Below are 24,401 nucleotides of genomic sequence, written 5' to 3'. Positions count from 1 at the left end.
CGCGGAGCGGGTACCCCATCGCTGCGCGATGGGCAAGCGAACCACCGGGCTGCGCCCGGTGGTTGCGCTCCCGCTCCGCGGTTCGCGCTGCACCTTGCTGCGCAAGGTGCCCCACCACCCAGGCGCAGCCTGGGTGGTGACGGCCTGTCCGCTGCGCTCCCAGGCCTGGCCTTGCTGCGCAAGGTGTGACCGGTTCTCCGCTGCGCTCCGTACCGGGTTGGGCGGGTCCGCTGCGCTCCCCGCCCAACGGCCCCTCCGGCTGCGCCTCCAGGGCCTTGCGGCCCGCTGGCGCGGGCCGGGCTGGCTACAGGGAAGGGGTGGTCCGGCTTGTCCGGCCACCCGGCTGCATCAACTGATGCAGCATGTTGAGTTGGCGGAACTTGGTGACTCCCCCGGGCTGTCCTGGGGGTGCAGACGCCGTGCCTTGTTCTGACTAGGGGCAACGAGTCACGGAGGGTGGATGGCCCTTTGGTGTCCGATCCTTCGGCTGCCCTCGTATTACTAGGTAGGAAGTCGGTTCAATCCAACATGAGGGAGCTCCGTGAAGGACGCTGAGGGCAGGTCGTTCATGAGAAGGCAGTTCAATCCTGGGAGTATTCGGGGGTCAGTATCCATAGGGTTGGCCACTGGAGTTCTCTTTCTGGGTGCTGATATTGCATTGGACGAGGGGGTATTTCGTGACCGGGCGCCTCGGGTATCGGTAGTGAGTGAGGTTCCGGCTCCGGGCACGGTATGCAGTGGTGTGAAGGATCTTGGTCCTGAGCAGCCCGCCTAGCGGCGACGGCTAGCCTGATTGGGAGGGGGCCCAGCAGATACTCTGCTGGGCCCCCGGTGAGCCTGTGGGGTGGCAGATGCCCCCTACTCTCTGTCAGTCCACAGGCTTACATTGCGTTGACCATCAGGTGCGTTGCACCTAGGGGAACTACTGTCGGACTGCTAGTCGGTCGTCCTCGGATTTCAGGCACATGATTGTTTTTTCCTTTCTGTTTGAGGAGGGATGCTCTGTCTGTTGCAGTCTTTCTTGCTTTGTGGTCTTTTTCTGTTTGCCGGTTTCCTTGCGTCCTTCTCGCCCTGAACATACGCCTTTCAGGGCCGCCCGGTTGTCGGCTGTGCAGCTCCCCTATCTGGGTGGGCGGTCGCGCTCCTGCCAGTCGCTGCCGCCGAGGCTTCTAGTCGTCGCCGAGCATCATGATTGCTACAGGATCTCCCTCTAGCGCTGCTCGGTGCCACCAGACCTGAGCGAGCTGTTCGTCGTCGAACAGCTCTGTCAGCTCTGCGATTCGACGCAGAGCCCCTCTATCTGCAAGTCCCTTCCTGTCGTTTTCCAGCAGCGTTGCCAGTTCTTTCTGGCCCTTGGTGCGCTGCTCTTCTTTTGTGCTCAGGTGTGCTGGCCGGGGATCTCCCCCCGGAGGGGGGAAGGCGAGGCCTTCCCCCCTCCGGTCGAGTTCGCCGACGCCTCCCTTGGAACTGGGGACCGCACAGAATGTCTCGGTCAGCAGTTCCTGAAGGGCGGCGTCGGACTCCCTCTTGAGGTAATCGGCGGCCTGACTCAGACGCTTTGTCAGGGCGTCCATTGTCTGCCTCCTTCTTTTTTACTGCTCTCCGAGAATTTCACGCAAGAGCTTCAGAGCCTTGAGGTGGTAGCGGCTAGCTGTCTTCGGAGCAATGTTTTCCGATTCGGCGAACGCCGCCACTGTGGCTCCGTCGATATAGACGGCGGTAATCAGATCCCGAAACGTATCGGGAAGCTGATTGATCGCCTTCAGAACCTCACGCGCGTTCTCGGCCGCGATGAGCTCTTCTTCAACCATCCCGTCACCGGCCGCGTCATAATCGGCGAGGTCGGTCGGCACGTACCCGTTCGACATCTTCTTCAAGGAGTCGTAGTACACGTGCGTGACGGCGATGCACGCCAGAGCCCTCTGGTGATTGAGGTCCTTGGGACCGTGGTCCAGCCAGCTGGTCCAGATCTTGAGGTACCCCGACTGCACCAGATCCTGCGCCTGCGCATGATTCCTGCACAGACGGAAGGCGCGCCGGTAGAGCATGGTTTCGGTCCCCGCTACAAACCGGGTGAACTCTGCGTCGAGCGTGCAGACCGCACCCAGCGTGTCGTGAGAGCCGATGTCGGAGCCGACGGCTCCCTTGCATTCCTGCACGAAGGCCGTCTGCTCGGGGAAGGACCCGAGCAGGCAACGCGTCGTGCACAGAGACGTCGTGGAGTACACGGCTTCCCCATTCATTCATTTGCCCGACCCCGGCAGGAGGGCCGGGAGGCGGGTGCGCGATGCGGTTGCGCCGCACACCTCGTTCTACGAGGGCACGAAGACGCTCGGACACCCTCGGACACATCTTTTTTTCCGGACCCCCACCGTCCGGTCGCCCGCAGGGCGCAGCCGCAGGCCGGCCGCCGCTGAATCCCCGGTCGCCTCGCCTCGCGGCTCCCCGCCGTCGGCCCGGAAGAAGCGCCCAGCGGCCCGCTGACGACTCCCCCAGGCTCCTCCCCGGGACGCGGTGGCCACCGGCCGACGCGGCCCCCAACAGCCAGCGCAGCGCCCCGCCGGCTCCGAGTCCGCCACCGCCCCAAACCACCCACCACTCCCCCACAACACCGGGAGCAGGAAGGGCAGCAGAAGAGGAAGTCTGACCACTCACCACACCGAAACCAGGGTATGACCTGGGTGAACGGGAGAGGCCGCCCAAGACGAGCGCAAACCCCTTCGCACCCCGCTGTGCACCCCCGAGAGCGGGCCGAATGGACAGGCAGGGTGCGGCCAGTACGAAGTGCCGGCGGAACGCGGGACCGAACCCGCACGGCACAGGCGGCGGAACGGGTCACTTACCACCGCATGGTGAGTGGCGTGGTGAGTGCCCGCCCAGGCGTGGTGAGTAGCCGCGGTGAGGAGCCTGGCCGCCGTGGTGAGTGGTCTGGTGAGTTCGGGGGCGCGGACGCTCTGACCAGCCGTGGTGAGTTCCCCTGCGGCTCTTCGTACCGGGCCGCGACTCGGCCTGCGCCAGGAGCTGGGGAAGGCCAGGCGTTCCTGCCTCCGGCCGCGACAGCCACGGACAAGGAGAACAACCTCTTCCCCGACTACGCGGAGGAAGAGGTGTCGGCGCGGTTGCCCGGCTTGCCCACGGGGTCTGACCAGGCCGAACGCACGGGATGGCGGAAGGCGGGGTTCACACCTCCGGTACAACTCTGGGCGCACCTGCGTAAACAACCGCGCAGCCCCCACCCGAAGCAACCCGCAACGGGCAGGAGGAACGGAGAAGTCCTGGCCCCGCGGGCAAGCCTCCACGGGCGGCCGGGCGAGCCCGGCCGCCCGCGCCGCGTACGTCACCGCAGCGCCCCGTACGTCACCGGGATGACGTACACCGACGACCGCCAGGAGCACAGCCAGGAGGACGTCGCAGGAGGTACGGGCCTCCGTGACCCGGCCCGTGGGCAAGCCCCCTCCGAGAAGGGCTTACCCACCGGGCCCCGGGCCGTAAGGCCCGGCGTACGTCACGGAGGTGACGTACGCCGGCGACCACCAGGAGCACGCCGGGCCCTGCGGCCCGGTGGGTCACTGGCTCGCCCGGGAGGCGCCCCGGAAGAGACCGGCGGCACCGACCAGGGGGGTGATGATCGTCGCGAGGTCCGCCAGCGGACCCCGGAGGCCGGGGCGGTCGACCAGGACATACAGGAGGCAGGCCACCGCGAGGCAGCCGACTGCGACCATCAGGAGGTGCACGGACCGCCGCGACGCGGCAACCGGCACCGGGGCCGGAGCGGGCGGGGGCGGGGGCGGGACCACGGGCGCCGGAGCGGCCGTCGGCGCCGGTGCGGCCGTCAGGGCCGGTGCGGTCGTTGTCGTCGTCATGAGATCTCTCCTTCGTCGGTGCGCTCCGGGTGAGCGCGAGGCCTACAGTCCGCGGCGTCGGCCGGTCGTTCCAGTTCTCGCGAAAATCCGGTACGGGCCTCTCCTGGGGGCCGGTGACGGGGTGTCGGGACGGGTTCGCGAGGACTGGACAGCCGGGGTGGTCGGGCGCTGTGGCAGCACCATGCGGTGTGGCCGGCCAAGCAGCGCAAGTCTCGTTTGGCGGGCCTCATCTGACCGGGCAGGGCGGGGAATGTCGTTCTCCCCCACTAGGGGGACCGGTTCTCTGGGGCGGGACGTAGGCCGGTCACGGCTGTGGCAGCACCCTGCACTGCGACGGGGTAAGCGGCGCAACCCCCGTTGTTATGGGAGGCCGGTCCGGTGTCAGGCGGGTGGTGGGAGGGATTCGCGGTGGCTGGACAGTCGGGTGGTCGGGACTGGTGGGAGCACCATGCGGCGGAGCGGGGTTAGCCGCGCAACCTCTTCCCCTTCTCTAGGGGAGGGCGGTCCTCCGAAGCGGTCTGCGGTGGTGAGGGACGGCTGCGCCCGGAGGGAGAATCGTCGGGTGACCACCCGCCGCCCGCTGGCACCGGCCCCGTACCTGCTGTCGACGACCAGGGGACGCCGCCCGGTGCGCCCGTATCGCGTGCCGTGCTCGCGGCGGAGCGCCTGGACGGTGCCAGCGCCGCCCCGCCTGTGCTCCGGCCCGTCGGGCGACGCCCGCTCAGCACCGACCCCACCACCGCCGGGTGACGAGTGGGGTCACCCAACCGGACCGGGGCGGGAAGGATAGGGGTATGAAGCGTCCGATGCTGACCCAACGGGAGGCGGCCACCGCGGGCGGTGTGAGCCGGTCCACGATCCGTCGCCGCCGTGAGGCGGGAGACCTGCCCGGCGCGGTCTCGGACGAGACCTGCGGATGGCTCATCCCTGTGGACGACCTGTTGGCGCCCGGGTTCCGGCTGAACGCTCCCGCCGGCCCCGATGCCACCGCGGCTTCCCCGGCCGGAACCGGAGACCAACACCAGGAGCACCAGCACGGCCTGGACGCGCCGCGCTGAGGCTCACGCCAGAATGAATACGGGCTGGGAACTGCTGTGAGTCGCGGTCTCTACTCGGGCGGGTGCTGTCGTCCGATGCGGGGGGAGGTGTCCTCTGTTGAAAGCCGTGTGCCGGTCCTCGCCAAGCCTGAAATGAAGGCCGGGATGAGTACTCGGATACGGCTTTCGGGAATGTCTCCTGCGAGAGCCTCGACGGCGAGTTCGGTGCCGGGGGTAGCAGCTGCGCCGAAGAGTTGACGAAGAAGACTCAGCCCTTCCGTGGCGACAGACCCCACCCGCGGGTTTTCGCAGAGGCTGCTGAAGGATGCTGCTACGTCGCGGACCTGGATCGTGGACATGATTCGGTAGACGTCTCCGGCGTCCTTGGCGGACAGCCGCTCTGGTCTCTTCGCGGCGGCGATGATCCGTTCGTGGAGCTTGTAGGCCTTGGCGACGAGCAGGGCAGCCGGACCGGCGACGTACGCCTCCACGCTTCGGTCGTCGTGCGGAGTGAGACTCGCGATGGTCATCAGTGAGCGGTCTACAGCGGCGACCTCGAGGCCGGGGACCTTCATGGCCGACCAGCTGTCGTGAGGCGGCATTTCCGCACGGCGCTTCTTCTTCGGCCCGGGTGCCAGGTCCTGGGGCACCAGAAGGTCGAGTTCCACGCCGACCTCGACCTCGCCCACCTGTTCGGGGCGCTCCCACAGCCCGACCTGCTGGACTCCGTCTTTGTCGAGTTTCAGAGTGAAGCCGGCTCCGCGCATCGCCTCTTCGAGCAGTGGCTGCTCTCCTAGGGCGTCCGGGTCGATGCTGATGTCGCCGTCGGAGGTGTAGGAGGCGCTGCTGATGACTGCTTCAGTAGTGCGGAGATAAACGGCCTGGGCACCGACCACGGTGAGCGCCTCGCGATGTCCTTCTAGGGCGATGAGCGCGTCCAGGAGCACCTTGCGGGAGGCCTGGTTCAGCTGGTCTTCATCTGTCCCTGCTGGTGCTTGCGACATCGTTCCCCCTCCGGAAGTGGCGCAAGTCTAGAAGCGGATGGCCTCTCTTCGGTGGGAAAGATCAGTTTTGCGCCAGAGATGTTCGTTCGCGGCCATGAACTCCAGGATCTTTTCGCCCTCGGCCGGCATCCGGCCTGGGCCGGAGAGGCAGTCCGTTGCCAGTTGGCTCAGACCGACCTGCCACATGCCGTTGACCATCATGGGTCGTTGCCAGACGCTGTCGTCCTTCGCTCTGAGGATGAGTACCTCGGCGCCCTCCGAGACGGGCATGAGACCGAGTTCGTCGGCCCAGGTCTCCACGTTGAGCGGATGCTCCTGGACGTAGAGCATGAGCTGCCCTCCGACGGAGATCGGTGCGAGGGACCTGGCTGCGTAGGACCCAGTGACGAGAAGCTCGCGTGGAGACCCGATGATGTCGTGGTTCAGAACCGTAAGGCGGTTCAGCACGGCTGCGACGCCGTTCGGGGCGATCATGCCTGCCGGCTCCGTATTGCGCAGGAGGTCCGTCTGGTTCGCCCTGGCACGCAGGAGACCTTGCCAGTCCACCGAGACAATGACCTTGCCGTCGCGTTCGATAAGCAGCTGATCGTCCAGAGTGTCGAGCAGTCGGGACACGTAGGGCAGGCTCAGCCCGGCCCCTTGAGCCAGGGCTGATGCGCGGTAGGGCGGCGCAACGTCGGCCAAGAGCCTCACCAGCCGTCCGGCCTTCAGGCCGGTGAGCAGTGGCTTGCTGGATGGTGGCCGGTGGCCGGCGGGGGCGCGGTCCGCACCGTGGGTGTGGATGACGATGGCGGGGCGGCTCACGCGCAGGGAGATGTTGCCGCTCAGGTCCAGGTAGTCGATTCCATTCGCACGCAGTGCTTCCTGCGTCAGGGGGCTGATCCACGGGGCGATGACCAGGATCCGGGTGTACTGACTCACCCGGCGCACGAGGTGCGCCATCGATGTGAGAGGCCCGGCGGCGTCTTTGGGGGTGACTCTTCGCCTGGCATCGACAAGCATCTGTACGTAGATGCCGTCGGCGGACTTGATCTCGAGCATCGCGTCCCAGCCGTGATCGCCCTCAGGCAGTTGATCAGCGCGGAAAGTGACCTCCCAGTTGGGTCCCAGCAGGTCCTGCAGGGTTGCTCGCCCCTGCTCAAGCAGTGCCTTCTCTTGCCCGTGCGCGCTCGCTTCCATGCCCGCATCATGACACGGCAAGTAAGCACAGATAGAAAAACTTGCCGAATAATAAAACTTTCCGACACTCGTTAAGTAGCTAGATTCAGCAACCTTCACGTTCAAGCGGACTTGCCGAACACAAGAAAGTGGCCTCAATCAGCAACATGCCTCAAGGACAGCCAGCTGATGTCTGAGGCAAAACGCAGCACCGGGACGTTGGTGGGCTACACGGTCAAGAGCGTTCAGCGCCGGGCTCACTCCACGCTGCGGATACCGAGGCTCGTTGGAAAGTGCCTGGTCAGCGCGTTACCTGTCATGCTTTACGGTGATCGCTGTCCACTCGCGCCTCACGCATGTATGCCTGCACGGCGTCCGCCGGCACCCGGAAGGACCTGCCGAAGCGGACCGCCGGGAGATGGCCGCTGTGCACCAGGCGGTAGACCGTCGTCTTCTGTACGTCCATGATCGTGGCAACTTCGGCAACAGTGAGCAGCGCGGACTCGTCGTCTTCGGGCTGGCGGTCAGAGGGTTGCTCAGAGGTCCGGCCCTGGTGGGGTGACCTCGGAGGCATGTGCTCCGAGGGAAGAAGGCTCGAGCCAGAACGGCCCGTTTCGCTACTCCCGGCTAGCCGTGCGGCGGCAATTCTCAGAGCGGCCTCAAGGTCCCTGGACCGTGCGCTGGGTAGATCCTCCCAGTGCAGGAGGTTCGTGGCCTCCAACGCGTGAGCAAGGGTTTCGGCCGCTTGTGGGATCTTCTGGGTTCGTGCCTGCAGCACGGCAACCCGCAGTGCCCCGAGCGCCGTGTCATCGGTGGTCAGGCCGTCGAGCGCGTGAAAGATCTCCGCTGCCGCGTGCTCCGTGAATGCCTCATGTGAGCCGTGCGCGATGTCGTTGCGCAGCTGGGTGATTCTTCGGATGACGCTTGCGGTGTGCTCAGAGGTCCGTTCCCGCAGGCTCCTCGCAGCCTCGGTACCTAGCGATGAAGCTTGCAGCAACGCCTCGAAGTCGTCGTCCAGGCTAGTCATCGCGGTCTCCCTTCCTCTTCCGCTTGGCCTTGGTCCTCCACCGGTACAGCAGACCTTCGACTGCCCGGATGGTGGTGATGTCCACCAGCTCCCGGATCTCTTCCTGCGAGTAGCCGTCCAGGGTGAGGGCGACGACGGCCTGCACGCGCGGGTCGTCGATCTCCTGCAGCTCGTCCAGGACGCCGATGTTGCCCACGATCTCCTGGGCCAGGCTGACCGTGCTGATGCGGGGTTGGTACAGCTCCTTCTCCCTGCGAAGAGCCCGGTGGTGGCGGGCTTCGGCGGCCCGATGGCGACGGAACTCGTTGGGGAAGTCGTAGACGCAGGCCCCCATGAAGTAGGTGGTGATGCTTGCCCCTCCTTCGGTGTTCCACCCTGAGTCGACCAGAGCCTGCTGTCGGAAGCGGGGCAAGGCCCGGGCTACGGTCATGGAGGCCAGTTCCTCCCGGAGGTCGCTGTCGGTGGCGAGGTCTTCGAGGTCGAGCTCGTGAGGGCTGAGGCCGAAGCCGCGCTGGGCGACCAGCTTGAAGATGTAGCCGGAGTGCATCCAGCCGCGCAGGACGGAAATGCCGTAGCGCACGAGCTCCTCGACGAAGCGGTCGTACCGCGGGCCTTCGAATCCGTCCTGCCTGAGCATGGTGACGATGTGCCCATCGGCCAGCCGCCGGTCGATGCTGGCCTGCAAGCGCCGGGCGGTCTTGGTGTGAGAAGAGTCCATGGCACGCAGGTCCTGCGCGGAAACCGGTGAGCCGAGCAGACGCTTTGCATCGACGGGGCTGTCAGGTTGTAGGTTCCGGGCGCGCGCGACCGCGGACACCTCCCCCGCGCCGTCGCCCTGCATGCCCTCCCCTTCCGTTTGTCGTCCGCCGTCCCCTTTAGCTCTGCAAGGGGACGTCTCACCGTCACCCGCGCTGACCCACTCGCAAGCTCGCGGGCCCTCACGGCTGACGCCGAGACGACCCCTTGTAAGTGCGCCCCCAGCGGCCACCCCACGGACTTTTCCAAGATTCTTTTCTGGCGTCTCCCACCCGGAAAATTAGGCCGTGGGGTGCCCCCTGGGACGGCACATAGAAGTCGGCGTACACATCATCAGACCTCTTGGAGAGAACGTGAGTTCGCCCGCTTCGCCCCCGCCGGGACCAGCCCCGTTCCTGACCGTCCACACGGCCATCATCCTCTTGGCCTCGGTCGTCATCGGCCTGATCGTCGGAGGACTCACCTTCGTCAGCACCCAGGCCGTGGCAGCGGCAGTTCTGGCGGGTCTGACGGCAGCCGGCGTCAGCATCCCGGTACTGCGGTCCCTCATCGAATGAGCACTCACCCTGCGGTCCATCCCTGAGGTCGCAGGGTTCTGCAGCAGCCTCCAGAGCCCACGTATAGCGACTCACGCGAGCCCCCGCTGCGGCCCTGGAGCGACGCCTGCGCCAGGTAAAGCGGTCCGCGAGTCGCTTCACGAGCCCAGGCACACCCCCACCATCCAAATGCCGCCCGCCTCCGCCGGTATCGCGACGATCGCCGAGAGCAGCAGCACCCTGCGACGCAGCGGGGCCAGCCCCGCAAGCCCCGCCCCTGATCCCTGTTACCTGACTTATGCAGTAGGTACGACGGCCACCCACAAGATGGAGAGTCGCGTGCCCGACGGTGATAACGGAGTACCAGCATGCGCAGCGAGCCACGGCCCGATACACCCAGCGGCAATGTGAAGGGCGCGCCCGGACCTCTGCCCGGGCACGCCCTTGGCCGCGAGGTCTCACCGCTCCTGGTCGTCCTCTTTCTTCCGGTCGCTGGTGCGGGCGCGGTGTGCGTCGAGGGCGAGCTGGGCCAGGGCGGCCAGGGCGCCGATAGCGGCGAGGGCGGTGTTGAGGTGGTCGAGCATGAGAGGTCCTCCCCGAGTGGTGCCGCGTGAACGGGGGTGTTCGGCGGCTGATGGGAGATGACTGTGGGGGTGGATCGGGTCGTCCGGGAGTCAGGGGCCGGACAACGCAGGTAAGTTCCGGACCAGGGGCTCTTTGTCCAGGACAGGCCGGACAACAGCAGCCCAGGGGCGGGGGCTGACATGACATCGAAGACCGGCGGTGGCAGGCCGTGGGGGCCGATCCGCGCGGAGAACACCGCGGCACGCAAGCTCGCCGAGACACTGCGCCGGCACGTGGACGACTCCGGGAAAACCCTCGCCGTGCTGAGCGGCGAGATCAACATGAGCAAGGCCCAGACCGGGGTCTACCTCGCCGGGAAGCTACCCACGCAAGCGTTCATCGCCGCGCTGATCAGAGCGACGGTCCGCCCCGACCTGCGCGAGCGCCGCCAGGAAGAAGCCCTCGTCCTCCGCGAACAAGCCATGCGCCCAGCTCCCCGCACCACACCGGGCGCACCAGCCGTGGCCGGGCCGGGTGCGGGGTATGCGGTCGAGCTCGCCGCGGCGCAGGCCCGGCAGATCGAGACGTACGACCGGTACACCCGGGCCCTGGAGCAGCGGGCGGACGTCGAGCGGGCGAAGAACAACTCCGACAAGCTCGTCATGGTCCTGCTCAACATGATCCACCAGCTCGACCGAAGGGTCGCAGGCCTGGTCGAGGAACGCGACCGACTGCGTGCCCAGCTCCGGGGTGAGGCGCTGGAGGACGCCGAGCGTAAGCTGGCCCGAGCCGAGGAGCAAGAACAGCGAGCCCGGGCCGAGCTACGGCGGGCGGAAGAGAAGCAGCGCCAGGCCGAAGACCTCGAAGCCCGCGTCACCGATCAGCTCCGAAGGCTCACCGACGAGCTCGACCGCCTCCGCGCCGGCGACACCACCTCACCCCTCGAGGAGCTGCCGGTCCTACCCGACGAGCCGGAGGCGGGTCCCGCTTCGGCGGATCCGGTCGGGGACGACATCGACGCCGCACTCGCCCGCGCCAGCCAGGTCAACGACGAAGACAACACCACCCTCAACCGCGTCACCAGCGAACTCAACGAACCCGCAGCCGGGGTTGTCCAGGACAACCCACCAGACAACCCCAGAAGCCCGAAATCCCTGGAGGCTCGCCTCTCCCAGGCCGAGGAGGTGGCGGACGCTGGCAACCATGAGCGGGCCATCGTCCTGTTCAACGAACTCATCCCCGATGTCACCCGGATCCTCGGCACGGACCACCGCGACACTTTGAACGCCCGTCACAACCACGCCCTGAACACGGGCAGTGCTGGTAGCCACGAGCGGGCCATCGTCCTGTTCAACGAACTCATCCCCGATGTCACCCGGATCCTCGGCACGGATCACCGCGACACGCTGATCACCCGCTACAACCATGCCTTGAACGTAGGGAAGACCGGCGACAAAGAGCTAACGATGGCCCTGCTCAATGATCTCCTCCTTGACTGCACACGCACCCTGGGCCCCGACCACCCCGTCACCCTGAACACCCGTCACATGCACTCCGCGATCGTGGGACTGGCTAGCGACCAGGACCAGGCCGCCGCCCTGTTCGACGCGCTCCTCCCCGACTGCAACCGCATCCTGGGCCCCGACCACCCCGACACCCTGCGAACCCGCCAAAGCCACGCCGTAAGCGTGAGGGAGGCTGGCGACCCGGAGCAGGCCGTCGCCCTGTTCGACGCGCTTCTACCCGACTGCAACCGCGTCCTAGGCCCCGACCACCCCGACACCCTAAGCATCCGCCAAAGCCACGCCGTAAGCGTGAGAAAAGCTGGCGACCCGGAGCAGGCCGTCGCCCTGCTCGACAAACTCCTCCCCGACTACACCCGCACCCTGGGCCCCGTCCACCCCGACACCCTGCGAACTCGCTACAGCCATGCCGTAAGCGTGAGGGAGGCAGGCGACCCGGAGCAGGCCGTCGCCCTGCTCGACAAACTCCTCCCCGACTACACCCGCACCCTGGGCCCCGACCACCCCGACACCCTGCAAACCCGTGCCTATCGACGCAAGTTCCTGTAGACGAAACCAGCGCCTCGCCGGTCGGGCACTCCCTCATGGCGGCCTACTTCGCCTGGCTGCGGACCAAGTGCCGCCCCCCTCCCGTGCTCAGAACCGGAACGTACGGCATGATCGGGCGCTACCGGACCGGCGTCAGGCCGACGACGCTGGAAAGCGTTCGTCGCAGTCGCGGTCTAGGTGACGCGGATGCGCAGCACGTACCGCTCCTCTGCCTGCTCGTACAGGTCCGCGGCAGTGAAACCGAGCAGCGCCTCGTCCGCCGCCCGGCGCAGCAGCGGCACGATCTCGGTGGCTGGGCGGCCCTGGTGGGATTCGGCGAGCTCGGCGAAGGCGGTCTGGTAGGAGCGGGCCGGGGTGCCGGTGCTGTCGGCCAGGAGCCGCCCGAGGTTGAGGCTGCTCACGTCGATCTCGCCCATGGTCCGCTCCGTTCCAGCCCAGGTCCGGTTTCTCCAGCACCTGGCTTCGACGGTACGAGCGGCCACTGACAATCCCGGCCTGCCCGCGATGTGGGGCACGGGCGGGAGCGGTCGGCTGCGAAGGGCTCCGTCGGCGCTCCCGTCCGGCGGGGCGGGGTCAGGTGGCGGGTGTGTAGCGGAGGACGACGGTTACCTGCCGGGCCCCGGCCCGGTGGCGGGGGCCAGGGTGGCCGGGGCCGATGGTCCCGCTCCTTCCCCGGGGACGCTCGGGCTTCCTTTGGGCGCGAGAGCGGCGAGGACGAGGAAGAGGAGCAGCAGGCCGCCGATCCCGGTGCCGGCCGCGGCTGCCTTGGGGGTGAGGTTGCGGTGGTGGCTGCGGACGCGGGTTCCGTCCGCGCGCTGGTAGCTCCGTACGCGAGTGGCTGGCCCGGCCGGCGGCGGGACGGCACGGACCGGGGCGCGGCGGGCGGGCGCCGTACGGCGGGGTGCAGTGGTCGTGGTGGTGGTCCGGGGGCGGGTGCGGCGGTGGTGGGCCTTGACGTAGGTGCCGTCGGCACGGCGGTGTGCGCGGACGCGGGTCATGGTGATGGTTCCTCGCGACAGGGGGCCAGGGCCGGGGGATCCCGGCGACCGTTCACGCTAAGCGGCACCACTGACAGCGAACCCCCAACTCCGTTGCACACAAATCGAGTTAACGTTCAATGGCGGCTGGATTCGTCCGCTCGTTTCCGGTCGCCCCTCCTCATTCCCTGACCTCTCGTCAGGGTCCGGTGCGACGATGAACGGTCGTTGTGGATCACGTCGAGCGGGGGCGCGGGTGCCGTGGGTCAGGCCGTACAAGCGGGCGGACGGAACGCAGGTCAGAGGCTATGCCCGGTGGGCACCGGGAGCGCGGAAGAACATGGCGGTGATCGTGCTGGTCGGGTTCGTCATCGTGGCCGGCGGGAACGGGAGCCCTTCGACCGGGCCTGACGGGAAGCCGTATCCCCGCCCTACGCCGGGGGTGTATCCGGTCAAGTTCCCCGGGTGGGACAAACCGCGGCCGCTGCCGAAGCCGACGGTGTCCTACCCGATCCGCTTCCCCACCCCCAAGGCCACGCGGTGAGCGCCCGGCGATCACCCGGGCGGCGGCCGCCCGCACGGCGGCCCCGCAAGCGGCGCCTCAGCAGGAGGAGGCGGCAGGAGGAGCAGCTGCTGGTCCTCGCGGGCGGTGGGGTCATGGCCGCGGCGGTGGTGTGGGCGGTGCTCTCCTGGCTGGTGGCGAACTGGTGGATCCTCATCGTGCTCGGCGCCACCGCAGCCGTCGGCGGGGCGGTGTGGGGTCATCGCGTTCAGCAGCAGCGGGCCTGGGACCGGATCCGGCAGCAGGCCCTGCGGTACGGGCTGCCCGAGTTGGACGCCCTGCACCACCGCGACTTCGAGTACGCCATCCGCGACCTGATGGTCCGCGACGGCTGCACCGATGCCCGGCAGATCGGCGGGGCCGGCGACAACGGCGCCGACGTCCTGACCACCGACCCCCTGGGCCGCACCTGGGTCATCCAGGTGAAGCACCGCCGCGACGGCGACCGCGGCTCACCCGTCGGCACCCCCGACCTCCAACGCGTCAACGGCACCGCCCGCCAGCTCTACGGCGCCGACATCGTCCTCGTCGTCACCAACGGCCGCTTCACCACCCGCTGCCAACCCCTCGCCGCCCAGCTGCACATGCACCTCGCCGACCGGCGCACCCTCGCCACCTGGGCCAGCGGCGGACGCCCCCTATGGCACCTCCTCCCCAAAATCCCCCCACCCCGCAGAAACCACTAGACCCGACAGGGAAGGGAGAAGCGGGACCCTCCCGCTTCCGGCGAAGGCCTGAAGGCAGCAGGCCATCGGTCTGTCGACGAGCTCAGGGGCGGAGGTCTCCTCGGCAGTCTGCTGCCCGCCCGTCCGGCGCGGCGGACGGGCGGGGCAAAGCTACGGACGCCGAGGCGCACTTTCAGCATCAGGCTGCCGCACAACGTTCAACGGGTGTGACCTAGCTCACTACCGGCGCGTGACCGGGCTGGTTTTCGACGGGCCACTCTTAGGTGTTACGCCTGGTCAGGGTTGGTTCGGTGGGTTTTGCGATCTTGCTGTTTGTGGCGCATTCATTGCGCTCGGTGATTTTCTCTGACTCGGGATGAGTCTTTCGGGTCCGGTTTCGCTTGAGTGAGTGCCAGAAGGGCAACCCGCCCTCCTGTGCCTTCGGTTGGCACCTGGTCCTGAAGGAAGAGGAAGCCCGTGTCATCTGCTGTGTCCCTGCATGCACGGAGCAGTGGAGGTCCGTGTGCGTGACCAGGACCGTTCCATCGCCGCAGCTGGTCCGCTCGGCTACCGCGTGACCGAGACCGTTGACCTCCCCCTTGACTTCGAGGGGTTCGTCCTGGGGCACCAGGCGTTCTTCCACACCTACGCGGAACTCCACCTCGGCAGCCGCTCCACCGCCGAAGCTGTGGTCCACGAGGTCTTCCTCGAGATACACGCGGCCTGGGACGGACTCCTCCAGGAGGACGAGCTCGAGCGCCGTACGCTCGCCGTGCTGCACCGCCATGTCGCCCGCCGGCTCGCCCGTGAAGGCCGCGACCCCGCCTACATCATCAACGGGCAGATCCAGCAGCGGCTGCGCGCCCTGCGCGGCGAGCTGGAGCTCTCCGACAGCCGCCTGGGCCTCTACGGTGCGATCTCGGAGCTCCCGGTGCGCCAGTACACCGTGATCGTTCTCCGCTACCTCATCGGCTACTCGACCAAGCAGGTAGCCCGCTTCATGAGCCTGGACGAGCGGACCGTCAACTACCACTGCCGCAAGGCCAAAGACCGCCTCGCCAGGAAGCTGGGCGTGCCCACCCGGGCCGTGCGACAGAAGGGACAGCAGCAGTGATCACCATCGACGACCTCCTCCAGGACGCCGTCCTCCCCGTCGCCCCGGACACCTCCTTCGACGTCGGGGCCGCGCTGCGCCGACTCGCCGCCGAAGCCCAGCACCGACCCGACAGTGACAGCGAGGTCGGCAGCGCAGCCCAGGCCGGCCACCGACTCTCCACCGTCTGCAGGTGGATGATCAACGCCCCCGGCGCTGCCCAGCACATCGGAGAACTCGCCGACGCCGCCCCCTCCGCCGTACCGGGAAGAGCGGAGGACTTCGACGTCGAGGGCGCCTGCGTCTTCGCCTGCCTGCTCCTGCTGACCGGCCACCCCGAAAGCGCCCAGTTCTGGTGGCAGCTGTCCGCCGGAGCCGGGCACCGGATCGCGGCGTACTGCCTCCACCTCCACCACCTCGCCCTGGGCGAGACACGGGAAGCGGCACACTGGCGGCACGAGGTCACCAGCACCCGCGCGGGCACCCACGGCATCGACGACGTCCTCCTCGACTGCCTGGGCACCGTGGCCACCTACGTACGCAAGAACGGCTCCTCCTCCAGCATGGCCCCCACTGGACAGCTCGAAATGGAAGTCGACCGCCTCGCCGGCGAAGGCGGCCACCCCATCGTCCGCCGGCCCGACCAGCGCCTCGTCGAACAGCTCCGCGACTTCACCAACCGCTGACCGGCACACCCCACCACCCCGCCCGGGCAGTACCGGAACGGCCGGTCCGGCGGTGGTGACCGCGGCCGCCACGGCGATGGACGCCAGCAACACCGCGGTGAACACCAAGACTTTGATGGTGAACAAGGGCTCCATGGCGATCGTCACCAGCACCACGCGAGGGCTACCGGCAGGGACTACGAAGATTCTTCAGGTGTCTCTCGAGGACCGGCCCGACGCAACTTTCGGGACATACCGCGCTGTTGGACGAACTGGACGGCAGCCCTCCGCTCGGCGACGCTCGAATGAGGCGGGCAACAGCGTCGAACACCTCACCGGGCGGGTAAAGTTGGGCTCCACCTCGGATGCCCGAGCGTGCACAGGAAGAGTGTCCTGGTCCTGTGTGCGCCAGGGATACATCCGACGTGAGGAGAGATAGATGAGCACGACGCCGAACCCGGACGGTAATGAGCCGGCGGGTGAGCCCGAACCGGAGGAGTCCGGTGCAGGGCAGTCGGCTGGAAACGGTAACAACGGGCCTCAGCGGCTCGGCGGGCGCTTCTTCAACGGCATGGCCGAGGGCGCGGGACAGACCGTGGGCATCCTGCTCACGGGCCTCCTCGTCACGGGCCTCGTAACCGGACTCGTAGCCGGAGGAGTGATCGCCGAAACGCAGAACGGCCCGCACCAGGGAGGTGGGGCCGCAGTACTCTGCACCGCGTAACAACAGTATGAGGAAGCCGTCCGGTCGAGGTTGGTCGCCAGAAGCCGGGCGGTTTTCTCATGCCCGGGAAGCTTCTCCCGAACTTGTGCATGTTGGCCAAGATTAGCAAACCCAATGTCACACCCGGGTCTCGAACCAACTTTCAGAGCTCCAGTTCTGCATAGGGCCAGAGCGTCCGACAGGTCAACAGGCAGCGGGAAGGTCTCATGGCCGGGTGTCCGTGGCACCCCCGGGCCGACCCACGCTTGTTCGTCGTCGGCACCGACGGCCAGCTAGAACAGGTCGACGCACCCAAGAGCGCCTACGAGGGACGCGGGTCCAGCGGCCGGGGGCCAGACTCTCCGACAGAGCACCTTACGGACGGCGCGGACGGCGCCAGAAGGCTCAGGAACCCAGGTCAGAAATTTCTGACCTCCAGCGTTTTCGTGCCGCGCCGCCGGCCTGGCGACCACCTGCCGATAGCCTCGCAGCGTGGATACCGGGTACGAAGTGAGGGTCATCGGGTCATGAGCAGAGTGCTGGCTGTGTACAGCGAGAAGGGCGGGGTGGGTAAGAGCGCCCTGTCCGCTGGGCTGGTGGCTGCGGCCCGGAAGCGACAACGTCCGGTCGTCGCTGGTGACTTGGACCCGCGGGCGACGTTCACCGCAGAGCTTGGCGTCCCGGAGGCTCCGGCCTTCACGATGAACGACCTGCTGGCCCTGGACCCGCAGGGCGACACCGGCCTCGCGACGGACGCGCTCGTGCCGGCCTCCGAGGCGTGGCCGGGCGTGCAGGTGATCGCCGCCGAGAGGGCGCTCGCCAACCGGGAGACGGACAACGTCGCCGTGGGCCTGGAGTTCCGGCTCCGGCTGGCCCTCCAGGGCGTCATCCCGTCGGACGGCGTCGGCATTCTGGATCTTCCTCCCCGGGCGGGCGGGAAGCTGGTGACATCGGCGCTGATCGCCGCCACGGACGTCTTCATCCCGGCGACTCTCGATGAGGACGGCCGTATCGGCGCGGCTGAGGCGCTGAACACGATCAAGCTCGTCAAGGATCTCGGGATGAACCCCAATCTGCGGGTGGTCGGGATCGTGCCGTCGATCGTGCCGGGGGGCCGCAGCACGCTGAAGGACGCCATAGGGAAATATCTGGCGGACACCTACGGGCCGCTCTATCGCGATGACCTGGCAGTCCCCCGCCACTCGGTCCGGCAGCAGACGCGCTTCGCGTGCGTCCCGATCACCGCAGCCCCCGGGCGGGAAGCCACGGCCTTGACCGACGCGTACGACCGGGTCCTGACAGCAGGGATGGACGAGTGAGCACCAACAAGCTGATCGCAGCAGGCCAGTCCCGCCTCAAGAAGGCACCTGACTCCGCCGTCGATCCGGCGGTCCCCGCAGAACTCCAGAACCAGCCTGCCGATTCACCCGCTGATACGTCGGCCTTCGCCGGCGGCCGCATCCTGGGCGCCGACGACGTCACCGGCACTCCCGAGCAGCAGCTTGCCTACGTGACGGAGCGGCTGAGCGAGATCGACGCCATCGGCAGTCGCGCCGAAGACTTCGTCGTCCTCAATAAGGCCACCCTCCTGGAAGTCGCACAGGACCGCGAGCTGCACAAGGTGGCCGGGCACTCGAACTTCGCCCAGTGGGCGGGCGGGGTGCTCGACATTGAGGAGAAGTACGTTTTCGAACTGCTCAAGGACGCGGCCCGCATCCGGTCCATCGCCGCTCTCGGGCCTGATCTGGCCCAGCACCTCACCAAGGCATCGGCACGCAAGGTCATGTCCAACGTGATCACGCAGCACGGCGTGGACGTGGCCCGCGACGTCATGGGCGAGGGCCTGGCGAGGGCTGTGGAACAGGGCAAGAAGCGGCCCACCGCGGCCTTGCTGACAGAGGTGGCGGGTGCGCTTCAGATCCCGTCACAGGAGAGGTCAGAAATTTCTGACGTCTCAGAATCCACATCGCGCCCGCCGCTGGTCCCCCCGGAGCTGCGGGCGGTGGCTCACGCCGCGAAGGAACTGCGGGCCAGGGTCCATGCTCCTCTGGCTCCCGCCTCGGTCGCGGCAGCTCTCGCGGCGGACCCAGCGGCGGTACGCAGCCACCTGGAAGACCTCCAGAAGGAGCTGAAGCGGGTCTCCAAGCGGCTCGCGGCCGCTCAGCGGGCTGCTGCCCAAACCGAGTAGCCACATGACTCTGGGCGGCCGTGGAGCGGGCTGGATCGCTGCGCCCGGCCAGGTATAGCGTCGTCATGCGCAGCGGGAGGCCCCGGGGCGATTGGTGCGCCCCGGGGCCTCCCGCTGCGCTGTGTGCCGGCCGGACGGTGATCTCGGTCTAGCCAGCCTTACAGCAGGGAGAAAAGGATGGTCCACCAGCGCACAGCAACGCTGGATCATCAGCCCTCGTCGTTCCGGCGCTTGCGTGCTCGGTAAGCCGCTTGCTTGCAGGCGTTCGAGCAGTAGAGCTTGGGGCGGCCTCCGGTGGTGAGAAAAATGTGTTCCGGAAGGAAACCGCGCCCGCAGGGGCAGGTGACCACCAGCGACTGAGCAACGGCGTCGGCCCACCTACGCAGCTCCCGCGACCGCGCGACATCGTCACCATCGGCCTCGGCACTGATAGTGCCCGACATGCTGGGATGCCGCAGTCGGAACAAGGCACTACGCAGCAAGATCTCGGCTTGCCCCTCCGTGACCCCCAGGCGACGGGCAGCGTCCGGGATCGACAGGCCCCAGATGACAGTGAGAATCACGATGCCGACCTCGCGGCGGTTGCGGATGGAGTTGAGAGCGAAGCCGATGTTGCTGATGCTCGCTCGCTCCGCTGTGGGGTCGCGGTAGGAACGTCGACGCCTCATCGGCTTCCTTCTTCCCCGCGAAGAAGAGTCGGATTGAGTGCAGGAGCTGCCAGTTGGCCGGCGACGATGGTGACCGGCTGACCCAGTATCTCGCCAGTCTGGACGGGAACCGGATCGGTGGGCGGGTTCTCCCGCGTCTTTCCCCAGGGCAGGAAGCAGGCCAGGCTGGCGACCACGTCGCCAAGGCCCGCCAGGACTGCGGGAAGGTCTTCCGGACGGGCCTTGTCGACCACGCGCCGCGTAATCAGGAGCACCAGTACCGCCAGGAGCACAAGCGCCGCGATCACGACGCAGGCCGCGCTCACGAACCACCACGGGTCGAACACGAAGGGACCTCCGGAAACGAAAAAAGCCCCGGCGGATGCCAGGGCTCACTCAGGGATGCGGACACGAAAAAAGCCCCCGCTTCCAGTGAAGAAGACGAGAGCTTCGTTAGCTGCGGACAGACTCATGCCGCATTGAGGCCACTATCTCGCCCCGGGGCATCCCTGTCAAGCACGAGGAAAACACAGGCCAGTTGGCTCGGAGAACCTTGTGATCAAACATGGGGTTTCGTAACACGAACGGGGAGAAAGCTTCGCCCTCCCACATCACCGCTCGAGTCGATGCGACGCGACGCACCACCGGCTCGGCTGCGGTTCGAGAGCAGTAACGAAGTGATGAACTCCCCCTTCTGGCGGCCCGTGTGGGTCACGCTCATCGCGTGCAAAATCCCAGGCGTCGCTCTCCGGAGCAGCAAGGACGTCATACCCCGAACCTGTGGCCGGTGTGGCTGGTCGCGCCCGTCAGTCTGATCCTCGTCGCGGTGCTCGCGTACGGGCTGTACCACGGGGTGGATGTCTTCCTCACCGCGGAGAATCCAGGTAAGAAGCCGGTCAGCGGTCAGGACAACGTCAAGACCACGGTCACTGCCCTGACCCTGGTCGGTGCTGTGCTCGCCGGCCTGTACGCCTACCGCAAGCAGCTCCTCGACGAGGGCGCCTCACACCGGGCCGACGCGATGCAACTCGCCGAGCGGTACACCAAAGCCGCCGAGCAACTCGGGCACGACCAGGCTGCGGTCCGGCTCGCCGGGGCGTACGCGATGGCGCGCCTGGCCGACGACTGGGAGGAGCAGCGGCGGGTGTGCGTGGATGTGCTCTGCGCCTATCTCCGGATGCCCTACGAGACCGACACCGGAGCGGAGGGGTACATGAAGGGAGAGCGGGAGGTCCGTCTCACTATCATCCGCACCATCCGCGACCACCTCCAAGACCCCACCGAAGCCACAACCTGGTGCGGATACGACCTGGACTTCACCGGCGCCGTCTTCGACGGTGGCGACTTCACACGCGCGCAATTCATCGGTGGCACGGTCAACTTCCGCAACGCGATGTTCACGGACGGCACGGTCAGCTTCCTCGGCGCAACGATCTCCGATGGTTGGCTCAACTTTCTCGGCGCGAGGTTCACGGGCGGCACGATCAACTTCCTCGACGCGATCATCACTGGCGGTACGGTCAACTTTCTCGCCTCGGCCATCTCCGGCGGTACGGTCAGCTTTCTCGCCTCGGCCATCTCCGGCGGCACAGTCGACTTCCGAGCTGCAGAGCTCTCCGGCGGCGTAATCGACTTTGACAGAGCGACGCTCTCCGGCGGCACAGTCGACTTCAGCGCTGCAAGGCTCTCCGACGGCATCTTCAGCTTCGACGGAGCGACGCTCTCTGGCGGCATGGTCGACTTCAGCAGCGTGCGTATCCATGATACTTGCATGATCAGTTGGGGCCCTCTGCCAGTAATCCCAGTTAACGAGCCCTAATCAAGGCCGAGCTCATACGCACCGCTGCCCAGCTGTCGACCCGCTTACCGGTCCGCGTAGATCACGGAGCTACGGGTGAGCCCTCTCGTTCGGCGCGTTTCTTCTGGGCCAGTTCTTCGCGTTGCTGGAGCAGGTAGCGGACTCCTTTCGCCGCGTCGTCAGCGTCGAGGTGCTTGATCAGCCGCCTACTGCTCGATGTCGTATCCTCTGGTGCCCTCCCAGGACCAGCCCGACCGAGGCCGACGCCCGCAGACCTCGGTATGAACAACGGTGAGACCCGGGGCGATTCATGCGCCCCAGGCCTCAGCGTTGTCGGTACGGGTCGGTCAGACGGTGCTCTCGGTCTGGCCGGGGATGCGGACCGGGCCGGCGGCGGCCGGTGTGGTGGTGAGGTCGGGGTCGGTCTCGGGGTAGCCCTGGGCGATAAGGCCGAGGGCGGCCTTGCGGTAGTCGGAGGTCCTGGAGGCGGACGCGCCGCCGAGGGCGGAGGCGAGCGTCGCTCCGCCCGCCTGCGGGTCAGCCAGCAGCACCCGGGCGGCGACGCGGGTCTTGATCTGCACGACGTCCAGGCCCGACAGCGCCTCCGCATGCGCGGCGGCGGCGCGGGCTTCGGCGGCGCGACGGGCGGCTTCGGCGGCCCGGAGTTCGGTTTCGGCGGCCGTCTCAAGATCTGCGGCAGCCGCCCTGCGGCGTGCGGCGGTCTCCTGTGCGGCTTCTTCGGTGCGCGCCTTCGCGGCGGCCTGGTCCGCCGCGGCGCGTGCTTCGTCGGCCTGGGCGCGTGCGGTGCGGGCGGCCTCTTCGGCGGCCTTCCGCTCGATTTCGGCGGTGGCCCGGGTGGCTTCCGCAGCCGCCCTGCGCGCTTCGGCGGTCCGGGCGGTCTCTTCGGCGGCTTCCTCCAGGGCGGTGCGCCGCTCCTCCTCGGTGGCGGCCCGGCGGGCGGCGGCGAGGGTGGTCTGAGCCTGGAGTTCGGCGGCGGCCCCGGCGCCTTCGGCGGTCGCGCGTGCCGCCTGCGCGGCTCCGGTCGTCTCGGCCTGGAGCACCGCGAGCTCACCCGCGAGGCGGGTCTCCTCCGCCTTCGCGGCGAGGTCGGCGAGGCGCTCGGCGTGCTCGTCCTCGCGCGCCTGGCGCTGCCGCTCCCGCTCGTCCTCGCGGTTCTGCTGCTCGCGCCGGCGCTTCTCCTCCCGCTCCCGGGCCTCCTGGGCGTCCTGGCGTTCGCGTTCGGCGCGGGCGGTGTCCTCGGCGCGCTGGCGCTCCCGCTCGCGCATCGTCTCGGGCAGGGCGCGGGCCTCTTCGACGGAGACGCCGTAGGGGGCCAGGAGCTGCGGCATCCGGTCCAGGACGCCCACCTTCCCGGCTTCCAGTCCGGCTTCGATCTCCTCGCGGTGCTTCAGCCAGATCCGGTAGACGGCCAGTTCACGGACGTGGGTGCGGGCTTCGGTGATGGTGGAGGGCCAGGTCTTGGCGTGCTTGAAGATCTTCCACGTGGTGGGGAAGCGCAGCGCCCAGTCGGCAAGGGTGAGGCGGTCGTCGTCCCACGTTCCGGATTCCAACTTCGCGACGCGGACGATCGCGCCCCGGGCCGCCTCGATGAGCAGGGCGTAGGCGATGGGCATAGCGGCGTGGGAAAGCAGGCGGGCGGGGTGCTCCCCCAGCGCGGTCAGCAGGCCGGTGGAGGCGCCAGCGGACCCGGTGGCGCTGCCGGCGGCGGCGGCCATGTTGAGGACGATGGTGACCCCGGTGACGGCGTGGGCGGCGATCCGCATCCACGGGCGTGCCATCCGCTTCCACGCGAGGACGAGGTCGACGGTGTAGAGGGCGACGATCAGTCCGTCGACGCCGATCGGGAAGGCGTAGGACTGCCAGCCGGCGCCGAATCCCCAGCCGACCGCAGCGGAGCGGAGCGCGCCGTAGGAGAGGGCGAACCCCACGGTGGCGGCGGCCAGTCCTGAGAGGATCGCGAGGATCGCGAGCGGAATCATCAGCTTCCGGTGGCGGTCCTTCGCACCCCGCTTCGCGTCCGCCGCAACGGGCGTACCGGCCGCCGAATCCGGGGCGGTGGTCGCTGTAACGGGCGTGGTGGCGGCCGGAATCGTCGGGCGCCCGGCCGAACGGCGGGTCTCAGCTGCTGTGCTGGCTTCCGGTTCCATCGTGGTGGTGCTCATCCTCAGGTCTCCTTGCCGAATCGGTTCAGGGTAGGGGGCGGGGGCGGCCCGCAGCACGGGCCACCCCCGCCCGGGTCGGTCAGCGGCAGGCGGAGCAGACCTGCGCCGGCTCGGTGGACCACTGGCCGCACATCGAGCACTGGTAGAGGTCTCCGGCCCACCGGGCGAGGCGCCGAACGGCGGCGCGGGCGCGGGTGCGACGGCTCATGTGGTCACCCCGGTCTGCACCCAGGCGCCGCACCGGCCGCACACGAGCTGGGGGCCGCTCTGCTGCATGGGCTGTCCGCAGCACGTCATCACTTGCCGCCCTTCGGGGTGCCCGGGACCGGCTTGGCCGAGGTCGGGTAGTGGCCGCCGCGCGAGGCGCTGAACGTCGTCTCGTGCCGGGCGTCCGGCTTCGTACCGGGGGCGGTGCTGATCTTCTTGTCGTTGAGTGCCACGATGGGGTTCTCCTTCGGGAGGTCTAGCCGAAGCGCCCCCGCTTGCTTGGAGGTAGGAGGGGGCGCTTCGGTGCGTGTTGGGGCTGTCTTCCGGCGGCTCCCTGCCCGTCCCCGGGACGCCCGGTATGGACGGCGCGGGGGCGGACAGGCAGTCCCCGGGTCAGACGATGTGGTTGATGTAGGGGTAGCCGTGGACGCGCTCGTACTCGGCGTCCATCGCGTCGGCCAGCTCTTCCGCGACCAGGGCTTCGGGGGTGGTGATCCCGTTGCCGTCGGGGTCCTGGAGGTTGATGCGGAGCTGGTAGGCGTCGTGGACCTCGCGGGCCATGGCGACGGGGTTGCCGGGGTTCTTCCAGCGGATGCTGATGCCCATGTGGATCTTCCTTCTCTCGATGTCCCGACCCCTTCCGGGGTCGGCGGTTTCGGGTGTCAGGGGAGGTGTCAGGAGCCCCGTCAGGAGGCG

Annotated in this window: 26 protein-coding genes; 10 read left to right on the top strand and 16 right to left on the bottom strand. The window is 68.0% G+C overall.

Features of this window, described 5'->3' with window-relative positions:
* Window positions 1-1,169: 1,169 nt before the first annotated feature.
* The 3 genes from ACIRR8_RS32820 to ACIRR8_RS32810 form a co-directional block, all read right to left on the bottom strand.
* Window positions 1,170-1,574 (bottom strand): hypothetical protein, encoded by a 405-nt coding sequence (locus ACIRR8_RS32820; RefSeq protein WP_404071712.1) that lies wholly within the window; start codon window positions 1,572-1,574, stop codon window positions 1,170-1,172.
* An 18-nt stretch (window positions 1,575-1,592) separates the two neighbouring features.
* Window positions 1,593-2,228, bottom strand: a complete 636-nt coding sequence (locus ACIRR8_RS32815) for an RNA polymerase sigma factor (protein ID WP_404071710.1) — start codon at window positions 2,226-2,228, stop codon at window positions 1,593-1,595.
* 1,338 nt (window positions 2,229-3,566) lie between these two features.
* Window positions 3,567-3,863: a hypothetical protein gene (locus ACIRR8_RS32810; RefSeq protein WP_404071709.1), complete on the bottom strand. Its 297-nt coding sequence runs from the start codon at window positions 3,861-3,863 to the stop codon at window positions 3,567-3,569.
* 794 nt (window positions 3,864-4,657) lie between these two features.
* Here ACIRR8_RS32810 and ACIRR8_RS32805 point away from each other — a divergent pair.
* Window positions 4,658-4,921, top strand: coding sequence for a helix-turn-helix domain-containing protein (locus ACIRR8_RS32805; RefSeq protein ID WP_404071707.1), 264 nt, complete (start codon window positions 4,658-4,660; stop codon window positions 4,919-4,921).
* 50 nt (window positions 4,922-4,971) lie between these two features.
* Here the strand turns inward: ACIRR8_RS32805 and ACIRR8_RS32800 are convergent, their stop codons facing one another.
* From ACIRR8_RS32800 to ACIRR8_RS32785, 4 genes are all read right to left on the bottom strand, one after another.
* Complete coding sequence (locus tag ACIRR8_RS32800) at window positions 4,972-5,904, bottom strand: hypothetical protein (RefSeq protein WP_404071705.1); 933 nt, start codon at window positions 5,902-5,904, stop codon at window positions 4,972-4,974.
* 27 nt (window positions 5,905-5,931) lie between these two features.
* Complete coding sequence (locus ACIRR8_RS32795; protein WP_404071704.1) at window positions 5,932-7,083, bottom strand: helix-turn-helix domain-containing protein; 1,152 nt, start codon at window positions 7,081-7,083, stop codon at window positions 5,932-5,934.
* A gap of 295 nt (window positions 7,084-7,378) precedes the next feature.
* Entirely contained in the window at window positions 7,379-7,636 is a 258-nt protein-coding gene (locus ACIRR8_RS32790) for a helix-turn-helix domain-containing protein (RefSeq protein ID WP_404071714.1), read from the bottom strand.
* A gap of 445 nt (window positions 7,637-8,081) precedes the next feature.
* Window positions 8,082-8,930, bottom strand: coding sequence for a hypothetical protein (locus ACIRR8_RS32785; RefSeq protein WP_404071702.1), 849 nt, complete (start codon window positions 8,928-8,930; stop codon window positions 8,082-8,084).
* Window positions 8,931-9,198: 268 nt separating this feature from the next.
* Between ACIRR8_RS32785 and ACIRR8_RS32780 the strand changes: the two genes are divergently transcribed.
* Window positions 9,199-9,402, top strand: a complete 204-nt coding sequence (locus ACIRR8_RS32780; RefSeq protein WP_404071700.1) for a hypothetical protein — start codon at window positions 9,199-9,201, stop codon at window positions 9,400-9,402.
* A gap of 437 nt (window positions 9,403-9,839) precedes the next feature.
* Here ACIRR8_RS32780 and ACIRR8_RS32775 read toward each other — a convergent pair whose 3' ends face one another.
* Window positions 9,840-9,965, bottom strand: coding sequence for a hypothetical protein (locus ACIRR8_RS32775; RefSeq protein WP_404071698.1), 126 nt, complete (start codon window positions 9,963-9,965; stop codon window positions 9,840-9,842).
* Window positions 9,966-10,145: 180 nt separating this feature from the next.
* On the opposite strand from ACIRR8_RS32775, the gene ACIRR8_RS32770 reads away from it, so the two are divergent.
* A complete protein-coding gene (locus ACIRR8_RS32770; RefSeq protein ID WP_404071697.1) occupies window positions 10,146-12,017 on the top strand; it encodes a tetratricopeptide repeat protein in 1,872 nt (623 codons plus the stop codon).
* 173 nt (window positions 12,018-12,190) lie between these two features.
* On the opposite strand, the gene ACIRR8_RS32765 is transcribed toward ACIRR8_RS32770, so the two are convergent.
* Both ACIRR8_RS32765 and ACIRR8_RS32760 read right to left on the bottom strand, forming a co-directional pair.
* Window positions 12,191-12,433: a hypothetical protein gene (locus tag ACIRR8_RS32765; protein WP_404071695.1), complete on the bottom strand. Its 243-nt coding sequence runs from the start codon at window positions 12,431-12,433 to the stop codon at window positions 12,191-12,193.
* A 189-nt stretch (window positions 12,434-12,622) separates the two neighbouring features.
* Window positions 12,623-13,015 (bottom strand): hypothetical protein, encoded by a 393-nt coding sequence (locus tag ACIRR8_RS32760; protein WP_404071694.1) that lies wholly within the window; start codon window positions 13,013-13,015, stop codon window positions 12,623-12,625.
* Between the two features lie 519 nt (window positions 13,016-13,534).
* Here ACIRR8_RS32760 and ACIRR8_RS32755 point away from each other — a divergent pair.
* The 6 genes from ACIRR8_RS32755 (at window position 13,535) to ACIRR8_RS32730 (ending at window position 18,870) form a co-directional block, all read left to right on the top strand.
* Window positions 13,535-14,242, top strand: coding sequence for a restriction endonuclease (locus tag ACIRR8_RS32755; RefSeq protein WP_404071692.1), 708 nt, complete (start codon window positions 13,535-13,537; stop codon window positions 14,240-14,242).
* Between the two features lie 502 nt (window positions 14,243-14,744).
* Window positions 14,745-15,335 carry an RNA polymerase sigma factor gene (locus tag ACIRR8_RS32750; protein ID WP_404071690.1) on the top strand — a complete coding sequence of 197 codons (591 nt, stop codon included), beginning with the start codon at window positions 14,745-14,747 and terminating at the stop codon, window positions 15,333-15,335.
* Window positions 15,332-16,000 (top strand): hypothetical protein, encoded by a 669-nt coding sequence (locus tag ACIRR8_RS32745; RefSeq protein ID WP_404071689.1) that lies wholly within the window; start codon window positions 15,332-15,334, stop codon window positions 15,998-16,000. The genes ACIRR8_RS32750 and ACIRR8_RS32745 overlap by 4 nt, the downstream gene beginning before the upstream one ends.
* Before the next feature lie 418 nt (window positions 16,001-16,418).
* Window positions 16,419-16,703: a hypothetical protein gene (locus tag ACIRR8_RS32740; RefSeq protein ID WP_404071687.1), complete on the top strand. Its 285-nt coding sequence runs from the start codon at window positions 16,419-16,421 to the stop codon at window positions 16,701-16,703.
* A gap of 524 nt (window positions 16,704-17,227) precedes the next feature.
* Window positions 17,228-18,001, top strand: a complete 774-nt coding sequence (locus ACIRR8_RS32735; RefSeq protein ID WP_404071685.1) for a ParA family protein — start codon at window positions 17,228-17,230, stop codon at window positions 17,999-18,001.
* Window positions 17,998-18,870 (top strand): hypothetical protein, encoded by an 873-nt coding sequence (locus ACIRR8_RS32730; protein WP_404071683.1) that lies wholly within the window; start codon window positions 17,998-18,000, stop codon window positions 18,868-18,870. Before ACIRR8_RS32735 ends, ACIRR8_RS32730 begins: the two co-directional genes overlap by 4 nt.
* 209 nt (window positions 18,871-19,079) lie before the next feature.
* On the opposite strand, the gene ACIRR8_RS32725 is transcribed toward ACIRR8_RS32730, so the two are convergent.
* Window positions 19,080-19,538 carry a hypothetical protein gene (locus tag ACIRR8_RS32725; RefSeq protein ID WP_404071681.1) on the bottom strand — a complete coding sequence of 153 codons (459 nt, stop codon included), beginning with the start codon at window positions 19,536-19,538 and terminating at the stop codon, window positions 19,080-19,082.
* Window positions 19,535-19,864, bottom strand: coding sequence for a hypothetical protein (locus ACIRR8_RS32720; RefSeq protein WP_404071679.1), 330 nt, complete (start codon window positions 19,862-19,864; stop codon window positions 19,535-19,537). The genes ACIRR8_RS32725 and ACIRR8_RS32720 overlap by 4 nt, the downstream gene beginning before the upstream one ends.
* Window positions 19,865-20,241: 377 nt before the next feature.
* Here ACIRR8_RS32720 and ACIRR8_RS32715 point away from each other — a divergent pair, with 377 nt between their 5' ends.
* Entirely contained in the window at window positions 20,242-21,336 is a 1,095-nt protein-coding gene (locus tag ACIRR8_RS32715) for a pentapeptide repeat-containing protein (RefSeq protein ID WP_404071677.1), read from the top strand.
* Between the two features lie 326 nt (window positions 21,337-21,662).
* Here ACIRR8_RS32715 and ACIRR8_RS32710 read toward each other — a convergent pair whose 3' ends face one another.
* The 4 genes from ACIRR8_RS32710 to ACIRR8_RS32695 all read right to left on the bottom strand — a co-directional run bounded on the left by ACIRR8_RS32710 (window position 21,663) and on the right by ACIRR8_RS32695 (window position 24,311).
* Window positions 21,663-23,498, bottom strand: a complete 1,836-nt coding sequence (locus ACIRR8_RS32710) for a DUF2637 domain-containing protein (RefSeq protein WP_404071676.1) — start codon at window positions 23,496-23,498, stop codon at window positions 21,663-21,665.
* Between the two features lie 79 nt (window positions 23,499-23,577).
* A complete protein-coding gene (locus ACIRR8_RS32705) occupies window positions 23,578-23,706 on the bottom strand; it encodes a hypothetical protein (protein ID WP_267914753.1) in 129 nt (42 codons plus the stop codon).
* Window positions 23,707-23,794: 88 nt separating this feature from the next.
* A complete protein-coding gene (locus ACIRR8_RS32700; protein WP_404071674.1) occupies window positions 23,795-23,938 on the bottom strand; it encodes a hypothetical protein in 144 nt (47 codons plus the stop codon).
* Window positions 23,939-24,098: 160 nt separating this feature from the next.
* Entirely contained in the window at window positions 24,099-24,311 is a 213-nt protein-coding gene (locus ACIRR8_RS32695; protein WP_404071672.1) for a hypothetical protein, read from the bottom strand.
* Window positions 24,312-24,401 lie beyond the last annotated feature (90 nt).

This window comes from Streptomyces sp. NPDC101178 (genome assembly GCF_044767965.1).
Classification (GTDB): Bacteria; Actinomycetota; Actinomycetes; order Streptomycetales; family Streptomycetaceae; genus Streptomyces.
The sequence above is the reverse complement of the archived record's forward strand: the minus strand, read 5'-3'. Positions and strand labels throughout refer to the sequence as shown.